Source organism: Streptomyces alboflavus (assembly GCF_000716675.1).
Taxonomy (GTDB): Bacteria; Actinomycetota; Actinomycetes; order Streptomycetales; family Streptomycetaceae; genus Streptomyces; species Streptomyces alboflavus.
Window position 1 is genome coordinate 21,366 of record NZ_JNXT01000027.1, and the last position, 17,279, is coordinate 38,644.

Below are 17,279 nucleotides of genomic sequence, written 5' to 3' on the forward strand. Positions count from 1 at the left end.
GCGTCGCCGATCCGGGTTTTCCCAGGCGGGACAAGGGGTCTGCGGGCCGGTGCGCGGCAGTGGGCCAGTCACACCGGCGTCAACCTTCTGAGAGTTATCCACAGATCTTCAGACCTTTCCCCAGGTCTGTGGATGGCGGTGCTCGCGCTGTGGATAACTCAGGCCAGGGCTTGCGGACGGGCTTCGTTTCCGCTCTCGCGGCACACGTGTGCCCGCCCGCCGTGCCCTCAGCTGCGTGGAACCGCTACTTCCACTGCGTGGAGACGCCGAACCCGGCCGCGATGAAGCCGAAGCCGACGACGATGTTCCAGTTGCCCAGCGGGTCGATCGGCAGCTTTCCGTCCGTGACGTAGAAGACGACGATCCAGGCCAGGCCGATCAGGAACATGGCCAGCATCACCGGAGCCACCCAGCTGCGGCTGGTCAGCTTGATGTTCGTCGCCTTCTTCGACGACGGCGGCGTGTAGTCGTCGTCCTTCTTGCGGATACGTGACTTCGGCACGAGGGTCTCTCCTGTCGATGCGCTGCGTGGCCGCGCAGGGAACGGGGTGTGACGCGGGGCGGGTTCTTCGGCGCTACGGTGCGCGAAGTCCTCCCCCGGGCGTCCGTTAGCGTAGTGCTTCCGCGGCGGTGAAGGAGATAAGGGTACGTTGAGCAATTCTGCCGACTTCCCGGGAGGCACCGGTCGAGGCCGCCGCTGGCGCCCGGTGCGGCTCCTCACGATCGCCGTCTTCGCCCTCGCCGGCCTCATCTTCGTCACCAGCTTCAACACGGCCAAGGGCACCAACATCCGTACGGACGCCTCCCTGTTGAAGCTCTCCGACCTCATCCAGGAACGCAGCCGCGAGAACAAGGACCTGGAGGAGTCCAACGGCTCCCTGCGTGGCGACGTCGACTCCCTGACCCAGCGCGACAGCCCCGGAAGCAAGGCCGACGACGCCCGCCTGAAGGCCCTGGAGAAGCACGCGGGCACCCGCAGGCTCAGCGGCGACGCCGTCACGGTCACCCTCACCGACGCCCCGCCGGACGCCACCGCCAAGCTCCCCGGCTACCCCGAGCCGCAGCCCAACGACCTGGTCATCCACCAGCAGGACCTGCAGGCCGTGGTGAACGCGCTGTGGCAGGGCGGCGCCGAGGGCATCAAGGTCATGGACCAGCGCCTGATCTCCACCAGCGCCGTGCGCTGCGTCGGCAACACCCTGATCCTCCAGGGCCGCGTCTACTCACCGCCGTACAAGGTCACCGCCGTCGGTGACCCGGACAAGCTCAGGAAGTCCCTCGCGGCCTCCCCGGAGATCCAGAACTACATGCTGTACGTCAACGCCTACGGCCTCGGCTGGAAAGTCGACGACGACGGGGCGGTGACTCTTCCCGGGTACTCGGGCACAGTGGATCTCCATTACGCGAAGCCTGTGGAGTAGCCCTCGCCCGGGAGGTCCCAGCGGTGTCCGTACGCGCGCTCGTCAGGACGTTCAGCGAACTGTGCATCACTGTCGGCACCGTGATCGTGCTCTTCGTGGTCTATGTGCTCTTCTGGACCGGCGTGAAGGCCGACCGCGCGATGGACCACCAGATCGACCGCCTTCAGGACCAGTGGGCCGAGCAGTCCCTGGCCGCGAGGGACGGGAAGAGCGGCCGAGGGGCCCCGCTCCTCGCGTTGCACACCAAGTACGAGGACGGCGAGCCCTTCGCCGTCATGTACATCCCGCGCTTCGGTTTCACGTGGAACAAGCCCGTGCTCCAGGGCACCGCCACCGGCACCCTCAAGAAGGGCCTCGGCCACTACGCCCGTACCGCCCAGCTCGGCCAGAAGGGCAACTTCGCCGTCGCCGGGCACCGCCGCACCTACGGCGACCCCTTCAAGGACTTCCCCGAGCTGCGCCCCGGCGACGCCGTCGTCCTGACCGACGGGACCACCTGGTTCACGTACCGCATCGACAGGAAGCCGTACCGCACCCTGCCCGCCGACATCGGTGTCATCGACCCCGTCCCGCGCAAGTCCGGCTACCGCGAGCCCGGCCGCTATCTCACCCTCACCACCTGTGAACCCGAGTGGGGCCACAGCCACCGTCTGATCGCCTGGGCCCACCTCGACGCCACCCAGCCCGTGGAGGCCGGGAAACCCGAGGCACTGCGCCGTTAGTCTGGTGCCGAACGGCGACGGCTTGTGGCGCCGGACGACGGAAGGGACGGCATGTACGGCTGGATCTGGCGGCATCTGCCCGGGAACGCTTGGGTGAAGGCGCTGCTCTCGCTGCTGCTCGTCCTCGCGGTCGTCTATGTGCTGTTCCAGTACGTCTTCCCCTGGGCGGAGCCGCTGCTGCCCTTCAACGATGTGACGGTGGACGGCCAGTGAGCTCCAGCAAGAACGCCCGCATTCTCGTCGTCGACAACTACGACAGCTTCGTCTTCAACCTCGTGCAGTACCTGTACCAGCTCGGGGCCGAGTGCGAGGTGCTCCGCAACGACGAGGTCGAGCTGCGGCACGCCCAGGACGGCTTCGACGGCGTCCTGCTCTCGCCGGGACCCGGCACGCCCGAGCAGGCGGGCGTCTGCGTGGAGATGGTGCGCCACTGCGCCGCGACCGGTGTGCCCGTCTTCGGCGTCTGCCTCGGCATGCAGTCCATGGCGGTGGCGTACGGCGGTGTGGTGGACCGGGCGCCGGAGCTCCTGCACGGCAAGACCTCGCCGGTCACGCACGAGGGCAAGGGCGTCTTCGCCGGTCTGCCCTCCCCCTTCATCGCCACCCGCTACCACTCCCTTGCCGCCGAGCCCGCCACGGTCCCGGCCGAGCTCGAAGTGACCGCGCGTACGGCCGACGGCATCATCATGGGCCTGCGCCACCGCGAACTGCCCGTCGAGGGCGTCCAGTTCCACCCCGAGTCCGTCCTCACCGAGCACGGCCACCTCATGCTCGCCAACTGGCTGGTCGAGTGCGGCGACGCGGGGGCGGTGGGGCGGTCGAGCGGGCTTGCGCCGGTGGTGGGCAGGGCCACGGCGTGACCGTGCCCGGTGGCCCCGACGCCGCCGCGCCGGGGCAGCACCCGTCGCCGTGGTTCCGGAGCGCGGCGGGGGCGGCCGAGGGGCAAGTGGGGCCCGAGGCGCCCGCGGGGGAGGCGCTGGGGGACGCGGAGGTGGCGCCCGAGCCGTACCCGGCGGCGTACGACCCTCCCCGGGACGACGAGACCATCGGGCTGCGGACGGCGGACACGCGCCGAATAGTCGGTGAGGCGGGGGTGGCACCGCCCACAGGTGGGCGTGCGGCCCGCCGCAAGGCCGCCAAGCACAAGGGGCGTCGGGGCGCGAAGCCCCCGGCCACCCCGCCCGCCACGCCCCCCGCCGAGGCGGAGCGCCCCCTCACCCGGGTCGAGGCCCGCCGCGCCGCCCGTGCCGCGAAGCCGGGCCCGGCCACCGTGGCCAGTCGCGCCATCGGCGAACTCTTCATCACCATCGGCGTCCTGATGCTCCTCTTCGTCACGTACCAGCTGTGGTGGACGAACATAAGGGCTCAGCAGCAGGCCGACGCGGCCGCCCGCAAGCTCCAGGAGGACTGGGCGAAGGGCAAGGGCAAGCCGGGGGTCTTCGAACCCGGCCAGGGCTTCGCGCTCCTGCACATCCCGAAGCTGGACGTCGTCACTCCGGTCGCCGAGGGCATCGACAAGCACAAGGTCCTCGACCGGGGGATGGTCGGCCACTACAACAAGGGCGGTACCAAGACCCCGATGCCGGACGCGAACCCGGGCAACTTCGCGCTCGCCGGTCACCGCAATACGCACGGCGAGCCGTTCCGCTACATCAACCGGCTCAAACCGGGCGATCCGATCGTCGTCGAGACGCAGGACACGTACTACGTCTACAAGATGGCGAGCATCCTGCCGCAGACGAGTCCCGGCAACACGGCGGTCCTCGATCCGGTGCCGCCCGGCTCCGGCTTCACGAAACCGGGCCGCTACATCACACTGACCACCTGTACCCCCGAGTTCACGAGTAAGTACCGAATGATCGTGTGGGGCAAGATGGTCGAAGACCGGCCACGCGACAAGGGAAAGCCACCCGCGTTGGTCGACTAGAAGCTGAGACGGACGGGGCAGACGCAGTGGCAGCCACCACCGAAGAGGACGAGCAGGGGCGGGCCGAGGAGCGGACCGGGGCCGACGAGCGGGCCGGGGAGCCCGCGCCGAAGCCCGCGCCGCGGCAGCGCGGCCGTGGCCGGATCGCGACGGCGGTCAGCGTCTTCGGTGAACTCCTCATCACCGCGGGCGTGATCCTCGGCCTGTTCGTCGCGTACTCGCTGTGGTGGACCAACGTCATAGCGGACCGCGAGGCCAAGAAGCAGGGGAACCGCGTCCGCGACCACTGGGAGGCGAAGGGCCCCGGGCCCATCGACACCAAGGACGGCATCGGCTTCCTGCACGTGCCCTCGATGAGCGGCGGCGAGATCCTCGTCACCAAGGGCACCAACCCCAAGACCCTCAACCACGGCGTCGCCGGCTACTACACGGACCCCATCAAGTCCGCCCTGCCCGAGGACGACAAGGGCAACTTCACCCTGGCCGCCCACCGCGACGGCCACGGCGCGAAGTTCCACAAGATCGACAAGATCGACGAGGGCGACCCGATCGTCTTCGAGTCCCGCGACAAGTGGTACGTGTACAAGGTCTACAAGACCCTCCCCGAGACCTCGAAGTACAACGTCCGCGTCCTCGACCCCATCCCCAAGGAGTCCGGCGCGAAGAAGGCGGACCGCTACATCACGCTCACCACGTGCACGCCCGTCTTCACGTCGAACTACCGGTATGTGGTGTGGGGGAAGCTGGAGCGGATCGAGAAGGTGGACAACCGGCGGACACCGCCGCGGGAGCTGAGCTAGCCGCTGGGCCGGGCCAGGGCGCGGGCCTGGAGCCGCGGGCCCGGAGCCGTGGGCCTTGAGCGCCGACCTGGAGCGTCGGCCTGAGCACGGACGAGGGCCCCGGCACCTTTCTGGTGCCGGGGCCCTCGTCCTTGTCCGCTGTACCGCCGGAGGCGTCGGTGCCGGAGGCGTCAGTCCCGACTGTGGCGGCCGAAGCCGGTGGCGCCCTCGATGAAGCCGCCGCCGTTGTCGCCGCCGCCCTGGTCGCCGCCGCCCGGGCCGCCGGAGCCGCCGGTGGTCACCAGGTTGATCGCCGTGCCGGACGGGACCTTCTGGCCGCCGCTCGGCGTGGAGAGGACCACACGGGCGTCGTCGTCCTGCGGGCCCGTGATGGTGCCCACGGTGAGGTCGGCGTCCTCGATGGCGTCACGGGCGTCTTCGAGGGTCTGGCCGCCGACCGCCGGGACGGTGGCCTCCTCAGGCGTCTCCTCGGCCTTCTTCTTGGCGACCTGGACGGTCACCGTGGAGCCGGGGTCGACCTCGGTGTTGGCCGCGGGTGAGGTCTGGATGACCTTGCCCTCCTCGACGCTTTCGCTCTCGACGTCACTGCGCACCGGCTTGAGGCCGTTGTCCTCGAGCTGCTTCTTCGCGGCTTCCCAGGTCTGACCGGAGACGTCGGGCACGGGGGTCTTCTGCTGCTCCTTGGCGACGGTCAGCGTGATCGTGCTGCCCTTCTGCCGCTCCGTGCCGGAGGTCGGGTCCTGCTCCAGGACCTCGCCCTCGGTCTCGCTGGAGATCCGCTGCTCGCGCTTCACACGGAACTGGTACTTGTCACCTTCGAGCTTCTCGGTCGCCTCGTCGATGTCCATGCCGATGACGCTCGGGACCGCCATCTTCGGCGCACCCGTCGACACGACCACATGGATCGTGTCGCCCTTCTCGACCTTGGCGTCCGCGCCGGGGTCCTGCGAGCAGACCTGCCCCTTGGGGTACTTCTCGCACGGCTCGCGCTTGGACACCGCGATCTCCAGGTCGACGTTCTTCGCCGACTCCCGCGCCTCCTGCAGGGTCTCGCCCACGAAGTTCGGCGCCCTCTTGTCATCGCTGGTCCCGCTGCCCCCGCTGAACGCCCACTTCCCGATGAGGATCGCCCCCACCAGGACGAGCACGCCCGCGGCGATCAGCAGGATCGTCGACGTGTTGCTCTTCTTCTGGCCCCGGCCGCGCCGCGACCCCTCGTCGTAGCCGCCGTCGTCCGGGTTGACCGGCGGCATCATCGACGTCTGGCCGTGGCCGGGTCCGCCGTGCTGCGGGCGGAGCATGGCCGTGGCCTGGTCGTCCGGGTGGCCGCCGTAGCCGACGGCGCCCATGGCGGCCGTGGCGGCGACGGGCTGGCCGTCGAGGCAGGCCTCGATGTCGGCGCGCATCTCGTCGGCCGACTGGTAGCGGTAGTCCGGGTCCTTGGTGAGGGCCTTCAGGACGATCGCGTCCATCTCGGGCGTGATCTCGCCGTCGAAGACGCTGGGGGCCTGGGGCTCCTCGCGGACGTGCTGGTACGCGACCGCGACCGGGGAGTCGCCCACGAAGGGCGGCCGGACGGTCAGCAGCTCGTAGAGGAGGCAGCCCGTGGAGTAGAGGTCCGAGCGCGCGTCGACCTGCTCGCCCTTGGCCTGCTCCGGGGAGAGGTACTGCGCGGTGCCGATGACGGCGGCCGTCTGCGTCATCGTCATGCCGGACTCGCCCATCGCGCGGGCGATGCCGAAGTCCATGACCTTGACCTGGCCGTTGCGCGTCAGCATGACGTTCGCGGGCTTGATGTCGCGGTGGACGATCTGGTTGCGGTGCGAGTACTCCAGGGCCTGGAGGATGCCGATCGTCATTTCCATGGCGCGCTCGGGCAGCAGCTTGCGCCCGGAGTGCAGCAGCTCACGCAGCGTCGAGCCGTCGACGTACTCCATCACGATGTACGGGATGGAGACCCCGTCGACGTAGTCCTCGCCGGTGTCGTAGACCGCGACGATCGCCGGGTGGTTGAGCGAGGCGGCCGACTGGGCCTCACGGCGGAACCGGGCCTGGAACGACGGGTCGCGGGCGAGGTCGACTCGCAGCGTCTTCACCGCCACGGTGCGGCCGAGGCGGGTGTCGTGCGCGAGGTAGACCTCCGCCATCCCGCCGCGGCCGAGCACCTGGCCCAGCTCATACCGGCCGCCGAGGCGACGCGGCTCTTCCATAGCTATTCCAGCCCTCTCCGTCGGTCCCGACCGCACCGTGTTGCGCGGTCCGGCGGTGTGCTGTCCGGGCATACCGTACCCGGCTCGCCTGACGTGACCCGGCCGCAACCGTCACCCGATACAGGACCGGTATCGCAACGTGCACCGATGTGGAGGGGTCGTGACAGGGGTCACTTCTTGCTGTCGATGACCGCCTTCATCACGTCCCTCGCGATCGGCGCCGCGAGCCCGCCACCGGAGATGTCGCCACGGGAGGCGTCACTGTCCTCCACGACCACGGCCACGGCGACCGGGGAACCCGAGTCGGTCTTGGCGTAGCTGATGAACCAGGCGTACGGGTTCTTGCTGTTGTTCAGACCGTGCTGAGCGGTACCGGTCTTGCCGCCCACTGTGACGCCCGGGATCTTGGCCCTGGTTCCCGTGCCCTCGTTCACGACGGTCTGCATCATGTCCTGGAGCTTCTGCGCGTTCTCCTTGGACAGCGGCTCGCTCATCTCCTTGGGCGAGTGCTTCTCGATCACGTCGAGGTTCGGCGCCTGGAGCTCCTTGACCATGTACGGCTCCATGAGGGTGCCGTCGTTGGCGATCGCCGAGGTGACCATGGCCATCTGCAGCGGCGTCGCCGCGGTCTCGAACTGGCCGATGGAGGACAGCGCGGTCTGCGGCTTGTCCATCTCCTTCGGGAAGACGGAGGCGTTGGAACGGACCGGGACGAACTGCTCCTCGTTGAAGCCGAACTTCTCGGCCGTCTCCAGCATCTTGTCCTTGCCGAGGTCCGAGCCGATCTTGCCGAAGACCGTGTTGCAGGACACCCGCAGCGCCTCGCGCAGCGTGGCGTTCTTGCAGGGGATGTTGCCCTCGTTCTTCAGCTCGGTCGTGGTGTTCGGCATCGTCCAGGGCAGCGGCGACTTCGTCTTCTCGTCTATCTCCGTGTACAGGCCGTGCTCCATCGCCGCCGCGGCCGTGACCACCTTGAAGGTGGAGCCGGGCGGGTAGGTCTCGCGCAGCGCGCGGTTCAGCATCGGCTTGTCGGAGTCCTTGTCGAGCTTCCCGAAGGTCTCCGCCTCGGCGTTGGTGTTGCCGGCGAACTTCGAGGGGTCGTACGAAGGCGTCGAGGCCAGCGCGAGGATCGCGCCCGTGGAGGGGTCGATGGCGGCGACCGCGCCCTTGCCGAGGCCCTTCAGACCGTTGTACGCGGCCTTCTGGGCGTCCCGGTTGAGCGTCGTGACGACGTTGCCGCCCTCCTTCTTCTTGCCGGTCAGCATGTCGAGGCTGCGGCGGAAGAAGAGCCGGTCGTCGTTGCCGGTGAGGATGCGGTCCTCGATGGACTCGATCTGCGTGGCGCCGATGCGCTGCGAGGCGAAGCCGGTCACGGGCGACCACATGGGCCCGTTCTTGTACGTCCGCTTGTACTTGAAGTCGTCGCCGTCGACCTTCTGCGAGCCGGTGATGGCCTTGCCGTCGACGATGATGTCGCCGCGCGGCTGGGCGTACCGCTCGATGGGCACGCGGCGGTTCATGTCGTGCTCGGCGAGGTGGTCCGCCTTGACGTACTGCAGCCAGTTGTCGCGGACGAGCAGCGCGAGGACGAGCAGGCCGCAGAAGATCGCGATGCGGCGCAGAGGCTTGTTCACGGCCGTACCACCTGGGTCATCTCGGCGTCGGGGTTCGGGGCGGGCGACGGGGCCGGGCGGCGCGCGGTGTCGCTGATGCGCAGCAGGATGCCCACCAGCGCCCAGTTCGCGATCACCGAGGAACCGCCGTACGCGATGAACGGCATGGTCATACCCGTCAGCGGGATCAGGCCCATGACGCCGCCCGCGACGACGAAGACCTGGATGGCGAAGGCGCCGGACAGGCCGACCGCGAGCAGCTTGCCGAACGGGTCGCGGGCCGCGAGCGCCGTGCGCACACCGCGCTCCACGATCAGGCCGTAGATCAGCAGGACGGCCATGATCCCGGCGAGGCCCAGCTCCTCGCCGTACGTGGCGAGGATGAAGTCGGAGTTGGCGGCGAAGCCGATGAGGTCGGAGTGGCCCTGGCCGAGGCCGGTGCCGAGGGTGCCGCCGGAGCCGAACGCCATCATCGACTGGGCGATCTGGTCGGTCCCGGTCGACGCGATGACTTCCTTGTTGAACGGGTCGAGCCAGGCGTCCACACGCACCTTGACGTGCGGCTCGAAGGAGGCCACGGTGACGGCGCCGATGGCCGACATCAGCAGACCGAACACGATCCAGCTGGTGCGCTCCGTGGCCACGTACAGCATCACGATGAACATGCCGAAGAACAAAAGCGACGTACCGAGGTCGGTCTCGAAGACCAGGATCAGGATGGACATCGCCCACACGGCCAGGATCGGACCGAGGTCACGGCCACGCGGCAGGTACAGGCCCATGAAGCGGCGGCTGGCGAGGGCGAGCGCGTCGCGCTTCACCATCAGGTATCCGGCGAAGAACACCGCGATGACGATCTTGGCGAACTCCGCGGGCTGGATGGAGAACCCGCCGACCTGGATCCAGATCTTGGCGCCGTAGATGTTCTTGCCGAGGCCCGGCACGAGCGGCAGGAGCAGCAGGCCCATCGCGCCGATCATCGAGATGTACGTGTACCGCTGGAGGACGCGGTGGTCCTTGAGCAGCAGCATCACGGCGACGAACAGGGCGATGCCGATCGCCGAGTACAACAGCTGCTTGGGGGCCGCCGCGCTGAACGCCCCGAAGGAGGCCTTGCCCAGCTGCTGCAGCCGCTCGGACTGGTCGAGCCGCCAGATGACCACCAGACCGAGGCCGTTGAGCAGCGTGGCCAGGGGCAGCAGCAGCGGGTCCGCGTACGGCGCGAACTTGCGCACGACGAGGTGCGCGACGCCCGCGAGCAGGCCGAGGCCGAGGCCGTACCCGAGCATGCCGGGGGGCAGCTCGCCGGAGATGGCGAGGCCCACGTTCATGTAGGCGAACAGCGGGATGACGACGGCGAACACCAGGAGCGCGAGCTCCGTGTTGCGCCGGCTCGGCGCACCGATGGCGCCGATCGTCGACGTTTGTGTAGTGCTACTGCTCATGGCGTGCAAGGGCCCCCAACGGCTGCTTACTGCTTACCGCACTGCGGGACCAGATCCTTCTCCTGCTGGGAGAGGCTGGGGCCGGGTGTGGGAGTCGGTGCGGTGGTGGACTTGGACTTGTCGTCCTTGGCGCCGGGGTCGTCCGCCGCGCGGAAGCTCGCGTTGCGGAAGTCCGGCTTGGAGGTTTCGGCCGGGTCGGGCGAGCCGTTCTGGCCGCCCGCCTCGCCCTCACCGGGCTTGGCGTTGTCGTTCTTCTCGCGCTCGCGCTTCTCGCGGTTCTCCCGCTCGATCGCGCGCCGCTCGGCGTCCTTCTTGCACGCCGACGCCTGCAGGCCCAGCTCGCCGATCTTCTTCTCGGCGTCGTCGAGGTTGCCCTCCTGGATCGTGGACTCGACCTGCTTGCGCTGGTACGGCGGCAGGTACTTGAGTTCGATCTCGGGGTGGTCCTTCTCGACCTTCGACAGGCTCACCCAGGCGAGGTCCTGGTCGATGCCGCGGTAGAGCGCGACGTGCTCGTCCTTGGTGCCCACGTAGTACTGCGTCTGGGTCCAGCGATAGCCGCCGTACAGGCCGCCGCCGATGACGGCGAGGGCGAGCGCCGTGTACAGCGATCTCTTCAGCCACTTGCGGCCGCCGCCGGGCTTCACCAGGTCCTCGTCGCCGTACGCCCCGAAGGAGCCGCCCTCGGGGTCGTACCCGGGGGTGCTGTCACCGCTGCCGGGCGGGCCGAAGCCGCCGCCGGACGGGGGCGGCGCCTGGCGGCCGAGGCCCGACGCGCGGCCCGCGGGCGTCTGCATGGCGCCGTCGTCGTTCGCCTGGAGCTGGTTCTCGGCGACCGCGCCGACCACCACGGGGGTGTCGGACAGCTGGCCCGCGAGGGTGTCGCCGGTGTCGATGTCCAGGACGTCGGCGACGATCACCGTGATGTTGTCGGGGCCGCCGCCGCGCAGCGCGAGCTGGATGAGCTCCTGCACGGTCTCCTGGGGGCCCTGGTAGCTGGCGAGGGTGTCCTCCATCGTCTGGTGGGACACGACGCCCGACAGACCGTCGGAGCAGATCAAGTACCGGTCGCCGGCGCGGACTTCACGGATCGACAGATCCGGCTCCACGTGGTCGCCGCTGCCGAGCGCGCGCATCAGGAGCGACCGCTGCGGATGCGTCGTCGCCTCCTCCTCGGTGATGCGGCCCTCGTCGACGAGCCGCTGCACCCAGGTGTGGTCCTGCGTGATCTGCGTGAGCACGCCGTCGCGCAGCAGATACGCGCGCGAGTCGCCGACGTGCACGAGGCCGAGCCGCTGGCCGGTCCACAGCAGGGCGGTCAGGGTGGTGCCCATGCCCTCGAGCTGCGGGTCCTCCTCGACCATGAGGCGCAGCTGGTCGTTGGCCCGCTGCACGGCCGTGCCGAGCGACGTGAGGATGTCGGAGCCGGGGACGTCGTCGTCGAGCGTGACGAGCGTCGAGATCACCTCGGAGCTGGCGACCTCGCCCGCGGCCTGGCCCCCCATGCCGTCGGCGATGGCGAGGAGACGCGGACCCGCGTAGCCGGAGTCCTCGTTCCCCTCCCGGATCATGCCTTTGTGCGATCCGGCGGCGAAGCGCAGTGACAGACTCATGCGCACCTCGCCCGTCGGCTCCGGGTACATCCGCACGGTGCCCACCCTCCGGTCGGGAGCGCGCTGGCGTCCAAGTCCTGGACCGCGTCGGCTCGCTCGCTCCGCTCGCGCTCATTCATGATGTAGCACTACTTCCGCAGCTCGATGACGGTCTTGCCGATGCGGATCGGCGCGCCCAGCGGAACGGGCGTCGGGGTGGTCAGGCGGGTCCGGTCCAGATACGTGCCGTTCGTGGACCCGAGATCCTCGACGATCCACTGGCCGTCACGGTCCGGGTAGATCCTGGCATGCCTGCTGGAGGCGTAGTCGTCGTCGAGGACGATGGTCGAATCGTGTGCCCGGCCCAGCGAGATCGTCTGCCCCTGGAGCGCGACGGTGGTGCCCGTCAGGGTGCCCTCCGAGACGACCAGCTTGGTGGGCGCGCCACGACGCTGGCGGCCGCCGCTCTGCTGGCGCTGTGGCGGCGGTGCGGCCTGCTGGCGGGCCGCCTGGCGGCCGCCCTCACGGCGCGAACCGCGCTGAGTGACACGCGTTCCGAACAGGTCGCTGCGAATGACCTGGACGGCCACGATCACGAACAGCCACAGAACGGCCAGGAAACCCAGCCGCATGACCGTCAGGGTCAGCTCTGACATTGCCCCCGCTTCACCCTTCGGCTTGCCGGTAAATGATGGTGGTGCTGCCCACGACGATCCGCGAGCCGTCGCGGAGCGTAGCGCGGGTGGTGTGCTGCCCGTCTACCACGATGCCGTTGGTAGACCCGAGATCCTGGATCGTCGAGGGCGTTCCGGTCCGGATCTCACAGTGCCGGCGCGAGACGCCGGGGTCGTCGATCCGCACATCGGCGTCGGTGCTGCGGCCCAGCACCAGCGTCGGGCGGGAGATCTGATGGCGGTTGCCGTTGATCTCAATCCAGCGCCGCACTTGCGTGCCCGGGGAGCCGGAGCCCGGCCCCTGCGGCCGCGCCGCCGCCGGAGCGGCTCCGCGGCCCGCGCCCGCGCCGGGAGGCGGCGCGGCGGGCATGGGAGGGGCGCCCGAGGGGCCCTGTGGGTAGCCGTAGCCGCCGCGGGGGCCCTGGCCCGCGCTCGTGGGGCCGCCGCCGGGGGCGCCGGGCCCGCCGGGGCCCGCGGAGGCACCGGGAGCGGGGTCGGGAGTCTGCGAGGTGCTGGACGCGAGCGTGCGGCTGCGCACTCGGTAGAGGCCCGTGTCCAGGTCCTCCGCCTTCTCCAGGTGGACCTTGATGGGGCCCATGAAGCTGTACCGCTGCTGCTTCGCGTACTCACGCACCATGCCGGAGAGCTCGTCGCCGAGCTGTCCGGAGTACGGGCTCAGGCGCTCGAAGTCGGGCGCGCTGAGCTCCACGATGAAATCGTTCGGAACGACGGTCCGCTCGCGGTTCCAGATCGTCGCGTTGTTGTCGCACTCGCGCTGCAGGGCGCCGGCGATCTCGACGGGCTGGACCTCGGACTTGAACACCTTGGCGAAGGTGCCGTTGACCAGACCTTCGAGTCGCTGCTCGAACTTCTTCAGGACTCCCATGGGGCACCTCCTCCGTCGTTGTCATCCTCGTACTGCTTACTGATCGTATCCACGCGTCGGGAAATCAGGTGGTTCCCCCTGTCCGCCCGGACCACGAGTGTCGCCTCTCACAAGGCATGCCCGCACTGGTCTTCCGCGATCCTCAGGGTTCCTTCAGGGGTGTCCCGGGGCTCGGCCCGGGTTCGCTCCGCCGATCCTCGGGGATCGGTCGGGGCTCCCGCGGGAACCGTCCTGAGTCCCGCGTCGGAGGTGTGGCCGACGGCTCGGTCCGGGCTCGCTCCGCGCCTGGTGCCGCGCTCCGCTCGGGGCTGATTCCGCGCTCCTCCTGGGCTCCTTGTGGGCTCCTTCCGGGGTCCCGGGCCGGGCCTGGCTCGGGCCTCCTCCTGCTTCCTCTTACCAGGGATCGTAGAGGGGGTCCCAAGACAGTGTCCCGCACGCGGCTGTGGACCTAGGAGGAGGACTTGACGTCCGCCTTGGTTGCGTCGGGCGGGTGGTTCGGCCGGTTCCGCCCCGGCCGGGACCCGTACGGAGCCCCGCGCGGGGCCGGGCCTCCGGCGGCCGCGATCGGGCCGGGGCGGCTGGTGGGGGCGGGGTACGCCACGTCCGTGCAGGCTGTCGCCACGTCCCCGGGTGCCACGCGGGTGCCCCCGAATACGGATGTGAATCCACCCTCTCCAGCGTGCTAATCTTCTGGATGTCGGCAGGCGCTCGCACCAACAAGTGAGAGACCCAAAGACAACACCCATGCGCGGGTGGCGGAATAGGCAGACGCGCTGGATTCAGGTTCCAGTGCCCGAAAGGGCGTGGGGGTTCAACTCCCCCCTCGCGCACAAGGAACATCGACGAGTCGGTGTTCTGAACAACGACGAAACGGTCGTCATCGTGATTCACGGTGGCGGCCGTTTCGCTGTGGGCGTGTCGGTGGGTGACCCGGCGGCTGGGTGGCAGGGCGGCTAGGTGGCAGGGCGGGCGTCGGCTGCTGTGACCTATGTCATGCCCTGGTGGGGCGGCGCCGCCGAGCGTGGCCGCCCCCGGGACCGTTCACCGCCGGTATTCGTCCTGGAGGTCGTCGATCCGCCGCAGGAGCGTGTCGTCGTCCGGGGCCTTGATCACGTAGGAGTCGAGGAAGTCCGTCGAGTGGCGGACGCCGCCGCGGCCGTTGCCCGCACCGCTGGTCGCGATGTGCTCGACGACGCCGAGCTCCGCCAGGCGTGCCGGGGCGATGGCGCGGGTCTCGCCGCCGCCCGGGTAGAAGGCGAGGAATCCGCACGTGCCGCCGCCCGGCGCCGCCGGGTCGGTGCCCAGACGGATGTCGAGGCCCGCGTCGAGACGGATCTGTGCCTCGACGATGTTGAAGCCGTACTGCCACTCGATGACCGGCGGGATGACGCCGCCCGGCGGGCGGCCCGCCACCTCGCAGAAGACCAGCTCGTCGGCCGGGGTGTGGAACAGCTCCAGATGCGTGGTGCCGTCCTTGATCCCCAGGGCGGCGAGCACCGCGGCGCTGAGTTCGGTGATGCGCTTCGCCAGGTCGCCCTCGCGCACCAGGACGGTGCCGAAGATGCCGCCGGGCCGGTACCCGGCCGGGTCGGTCAGATAGCGCGCGACGCTGCTGAAGCGGATCTCACCGTCCTGCACCACGGAGTCGCAGTGGTAGATCTGCCCCGTGACGAACTCCTCGATGCCGTAGTGCGCGCCGGAGAGGTCGAGACCCGCGACGAGATCGCGTGCCTCGTCGAGGGTGTCGACCATGAAGAGGTCCTTGGCGGCCAGGCCCCAGCGGCTCTTGATGACCTTGCGGCCGGTGCTCCAGTCCACGTTCATGAGGTCGGCGGGGCTGTCGAGTGCGGAGAAGTCGGGCACCACGGCCGCCCCGGACGCGCGCACCGCCTCCTTCATCCGCAGCTTGTCCCGGAAGAGCGTCGCCGTCTCGAAGTCCATCCCCGGCAGCCCGAACTTCGAGCGCATCTCCGCCGCGAGCAGCACCGCGCGCTCGTGCACGGCGATGACCCGGCCGACGGGGTGCGTGCGCAGCGTCCACTCGCAGGCGGCGCGCCAGCGGTCCTCCTCCTCCGGGTCGCACATCGAGACCTGCGTGACGGGATTCTGCTCGAGCCCGCGCACGCCTCCGTGGAACTGGTTGCGGGTCACCAGGTGGACGTCGAGCTCCGACGTCGGCAGGAAGTGCCGGCCGCCGCGCTGGAAGTGCGCGTAGGAGTGGTGGTTGACGAAGAGCGCGGCAGGCTTCGGCGTCCGGTTCGCGGAGGTGCCGAGGCGGCCGCCGGAGGGGGCGGTGGCCGGCGGGGACTGCGTCAGGCGTTCCAGGTCCTCGGTCGCGATGCCGGATGTCCCGAGCAGGGAGTTCGCCACCGCCGCGGCCCGCTGCCCCGCCGGGGAGAGGCCGACCACCGCCATGGGCGCCAGGGGCCGCAGCACCTGCGTGACGAAGTCGGTGAACGCCTCCGGTACCGAGGCCTCGGGCTCCGAGTCCCCCGGCCCCGAGTCCCCCGGCCCCGAGTCCTGCGTGAAGTCCACCGTGTAGAAGCCGGAGTGGTCGTCGACCAGGTCCTGTACGGGGGAGCCGGGCCGCTGCACGAAGAACGTCTGGTACGGCAGGGAGTGCGCGGTTCGTGCCGTGGCCACGCTCGCGTCGATGAGGACGAGGCGCCGGTCCGGGTGGGCGGGGCTGGCGGCCGGGTCGAGGTGGGCGGGGGTCTCGGTGGCGGGCGAGGTCTGTTCCGGATCTACCACTGCATGTCCCTGTCTGCGGTCTGCGAGCCCTCGCCCAGGTGGGAGAGCTCGTCCTTGATGGAGGCCTGCTCCCAGTGCTCCCGGTCGCGTACGTAGCGGGGCGCGTCCGCGACGATGGCGGTGGTCGCGGTCCGTGCGCCGTCGAGCCGCCAGGTCACCGAGCCGGTGATCGGGAGGACGGCCTCGGTAATGAACGCCTGGCAGGCGGCGCGGAGTTCGCCGAACCAGCGGCCTTCGAGCGCCTCGCGGACCCAGAGCTGCTCCATGTGCAGCTTCTCCCTGAGCACCTCGGCGTCGAGCACCGCGGTCTCCAGGTGGCGGCGCGAGGCGAGCAGCAGCCAGGCCGCGGGCATCTCGCGGACCTCCAGGACCTTGATGCCGCCGGGCAGGTGCTCAAGGCCGGTGTAGCGGCCGAGGCCGTGGGCGCCCACGGCCGGGTTGAGGCGGGCGACGACGTCGGTGAGGGGCAGCTCCTCCCCGTCGACGGCCACCGGCGTCCCGGAGCGGAACGTGACGGTCAGGCTCCGCCGATCCGGCGCGGCGCCCGCCTGTGGCCGCGCGCTCCAGCGGTAGAAGCTCTCGGGTACGGCGTGGTTCTCGGGGTCGTCGAGAACGCCGGACTCGAACTCGCGGCACCACAGGTTGGAGTCGCCGCTGGCCGACCGCTCGGCCATCTCGTCGAGGCCGATGTGGCGCAGCTCCTTGATCTTCTGCTCGCGGTCCACCGGCTCCAGGTCGTACGGGCTGCCGAAGTGCCCCTCGAAGCCCAGCTGTTCCAGGGCGCCGTTCAGCCTGCGCAGGGTGTTCTGCGAGCGGTTGGCGGTGTGCAGGATCACCCCGGCGCCGAGGTCGCGGGCCACCTCGGTGGCGGTGCGGGCGATCAGCGGACGGCTGAGGGTGGAGCTGACGGGGTGCGTGTCCAGGTACACGGCGTGCGCGGTGATCGCGGGCCGTACGAACTCCTCGACGAACGCGGCCCGGCCGTCCACCAGGTGCAGGCGTACCCCGAGCGCGGTCGTGATCCGCTCGATGTGGGACCGCTCCTCGTCACCGCCCACCGCCACGCTGAGGGCGTGCACGTCGGTGGCCCCCGCCTGCACCAGGCGGTACAGGAGGTAGGAGCTGTCCAGACCGCCGCTGAACAGCGTCACGATGGGGCGCCGCAGGTCGACATCGCCATGGGTGATGTCGCGGAAGGAGCGGATGCCCCGTCGGCTTGTCTTCACGCCGCACGTCCT

At 69.9% G+C, this 17,279-nt stretch carries 15 protein-coding genes and 1 tRNA gene; 7 read left to right on the top strand and 9 right to left on the bottom strand.

What is annotated here, in order from left to right; genetic code table 11:
- Positions 1–244 precede the first annotated feature (244 nt).
- Positions 245–502: a cell division protein CrgA gene (gene crgA / locus OO63_RS21215; RefSeq protein ID WP_030360567.1), complete on the bottom strand. Its 258-nt coding sequence runs from the start codon at positions 500–502 to the stop codon at positions 245–247.
- A 148-nt stretch (positions 503–650) separates the two neighbouring features.
- Here crgA and OO63_RS21220 point away from each other — a divergent pair, with 148 nt between their 5' ends.
- The 6 genes from OO63_RS21220 to OO63_RS21245 are packed head-to-tail and all read left to right on the top strand — an operon-like array spanning position 651 to position 4,870.
- Entirely contained in the window at positions 651–1,421 is a 771-nt protein-coding gene (locus OO63_RS21220) for a DUF881 domain-containing protein (protein ID WP_033264321.1), read from the top strand.
- 23 nt (positions 1,422–1,444) lie between these two features.
- Complete coding sequence (locus OO63_RS21225) at positions 1,445–2,143, top strand: class E sortase (RefSeq protein WP_030360569.1); 699 nt, start codon at positions 1,445–1,447, stop codon at positions 2,141–2,143.
- A gap of 51 nt (positions 2,144–2,194) precedes the next feature.
- Complete coding sequence (locus tag OO63_RS44770) at positions 2,195–2,356, top strand: hypothetical protein (protein ID WP_030360570.1); 162 nt, start codon at positions 2,195–2,197, stop codon at positions 2,354–2,356.
- Complete coding sequence (locus tag OO63_RS21235; RefSeq protein WP_030360571.1) at positions 2,353–3,003, top strand: aminodeoxychorismate/anthranilate synthase component II; 651 nt, start codon at positions 2,353–2,355, stop codon at positions 3,001–3,003. The genes OO63_RS44770 and OO63_RS21235 overlap by 4 nt, the downstream gene beginning before the upstream one ends.
- A complete protein-coding gene (locus OO63_RS21240) occupies positions 2,934–4,070 on the top strand; it encodes a class E sortase (protein ID WP_397622137.1) in 1,137 nt (378 codons plus the stop codon). Before OO63_RS21235 ends, OO63_RS21240 begins: the two co-directional genes overlap by 70 nt.
- A 26-nt stretch (positions 4,071–4,096) precedes the next feature.
- Positions 4,097–4,870: a class E sortase gene (locus tag OO63_RS21245; RefSeq protein ID WP_030360573.1), complete on the top strand. Its 774-nt coding sequence runs from the start codon at positions 4,097–4,099 to the stop codon at positions 4,868–4,870.
- A gap of 170 nt (positions 4,871–5,040) precedes the next feature.
- Here the strand turns inward: OO63_RS21245 and pknB are convergent, their stop codons facing one another.
- The 6 genes from pknB to OO63_RS21275 all read right to left on the bottom strand — a co-directional run bounded on the left by pknB (position 5,041) and on the right by OO63_RS21275 (position 13,290).
- Entirely contained in the window at positions 5,041–7,080 is a 2,040-nt protein-coding gene (gene pknB / locus OO63_RS21250) for a Stk1 family PASTA domain-containing Ser/Thr kinase (RefSeq protein WP_030360574.1), read from the bottom strand.
- 170 nt (positions 7,081–7,250) lie between these two features.
- Positions 7,251–8,714 (bottom strand): peptidoglycan D,D-transpeptidase FtsI family protein, encoded by a 1,464-nt coding sequence (locus tag OO63_RS21255; protein ID WP_030360575.1) that lies wholly within the window; start codon positions 8,712–8,714, stop codon positions 7,251–7,253.
- Positions 8,711–10,138, bottom strand: coding sequence for an FtsW/RodA/SpoVE family cell cycle protein (locus OO63_RS21260; protein WP_030360576.1), 1,428 nt, complete (start codon positions 10,136–10,138; stop codon positions 8,711–8,713). Before OO63_RS21260 ends, OO63_RS21255 begins: the two co-directional genes overlap by 4 nt.
- A 26-nt stretch (positions 10,139–10,164) precedes the next feature.
- Entirely contained in the window at positions 10,165–11,781 is a 1,617-nt protein-coding gene (locus OO63_RS21265; protein WP_030360577.1) for a Stp1/IreP family PP2C-type Ser/Thr phosphatase, read from the bottom strand.
- Between the two features lie 98 nt (positions 11,782–11,879).
- Positions 11,880–12,386, bottom strand: coding sequence for an FHA domain-containing protein FhaB/FipA (locus tag OO63_RS21270; RefSeq protein WP_030360578.1), 507 nt, complete (start codon positions 12,384–12,386; stop codon positions 11,880–11,882).
- Positions 12,387–12,396: 10 nt separating this feature from the next.
- Positions 12,397–13,290: an FHA domain-containing protein gene (locus OO63_RS21275; protein WP_030360579.1), complete on the bottom strand. Its 894-nt coding sequence runs from the start codon at positions 13,288–13,290 to the stop codon at positions 12,397–12,399.
- Positions 13,291–14,036: 746 nt separating this feature from the next.
- On the opposite strand from OO63_RS21275, the gene OO63_RS21280 reads away from it, so the two are divergent.
- Positions 14,037–14,120 (top strand) — tRNA-Leu (locus OO63_RS21280).
- Between the two features lie 211 nt (positions 14,121–14,331).
- Here the strand turns inward: OO63_RS21280 and OO63_RS45455 are convergent.
- Together OO63_RS45455 and OO63_RS46860 are read right to left on the bottom strand one after the other, a co-directional pair.
- The gene (locus tag OO63_RS45455) at positions 14,332–16,041 is read right to left on the bottom strand and encodes an ATP-grasp domain-containing protein (protein WP_030360580.1); all 1,710 of its coding nucleotides are present in this window, start codon (positions 16,039–16,041) and stop codon (positions 14,332–14,334) included.
- On the bottom strand, positions 16,035–17,267 hold the full coding sequence (locus OO63_RS46860; protein ID WP_030360581.1) for an argininosuccinate synthase-related protein: 1,233 nt from the start codon (positions 17,265–17,267) through the stop codon (positions 16,035–16,037). The genes OO63_RS45455 and OO63_RS46860 overlap by 7 nt, the downstream gene beginning before the upstream one ends.
- Positions 17,268–17,279 lie beyond the last annotated feature (12 nt).

Bases quoted from the DNA above. Each gene is read 5' to 3' on its own strand.
- OO63_RS21270 (WP_030360578.1), bottom strand. From the start codon at position 12,386: ATGTCAGAGCTGACCCTGACGGTCATGCGGCTGGGTTTCCTGGCCGTT.
- OO63_RS21265 (WP_030360577.1), bottom strand. From the start codon at position 11,781: ATGTACCCGGAGCCGACGGGCGAGGTGCGCATGAGTCTGTCACTGCGC.
- OO63_RS21260 (WP_030360576.1), bottom strand. From the start codon at position 10,138: ATGAGCAGTAGCACTACACAAACGTCGACGATCGGCGCCATCGGTGCG.
- OO63_RS21275 (WP_030360579.1), bottom strand. From the start codon at position 13,290: ATGGGAGTCCTGAAGAAGTTCGAGCAGCGACTCGAAGGTCTGGTCAAC.
- pknB (WP_030360574.1), bottom strand. From the start codon at position 7,080: ATGGAAGAGCCGCGTCGCCTCGGCGGCCGGTATGAGCTGGGCCAGGTG.
- OO63_RS44770 (WP_030360570.1), top strand. From the start codon at position 2,195: ATGTACGGCTGGATCTGGCGGCATCTGCCCGGGAACGCTTGGGTGAAG.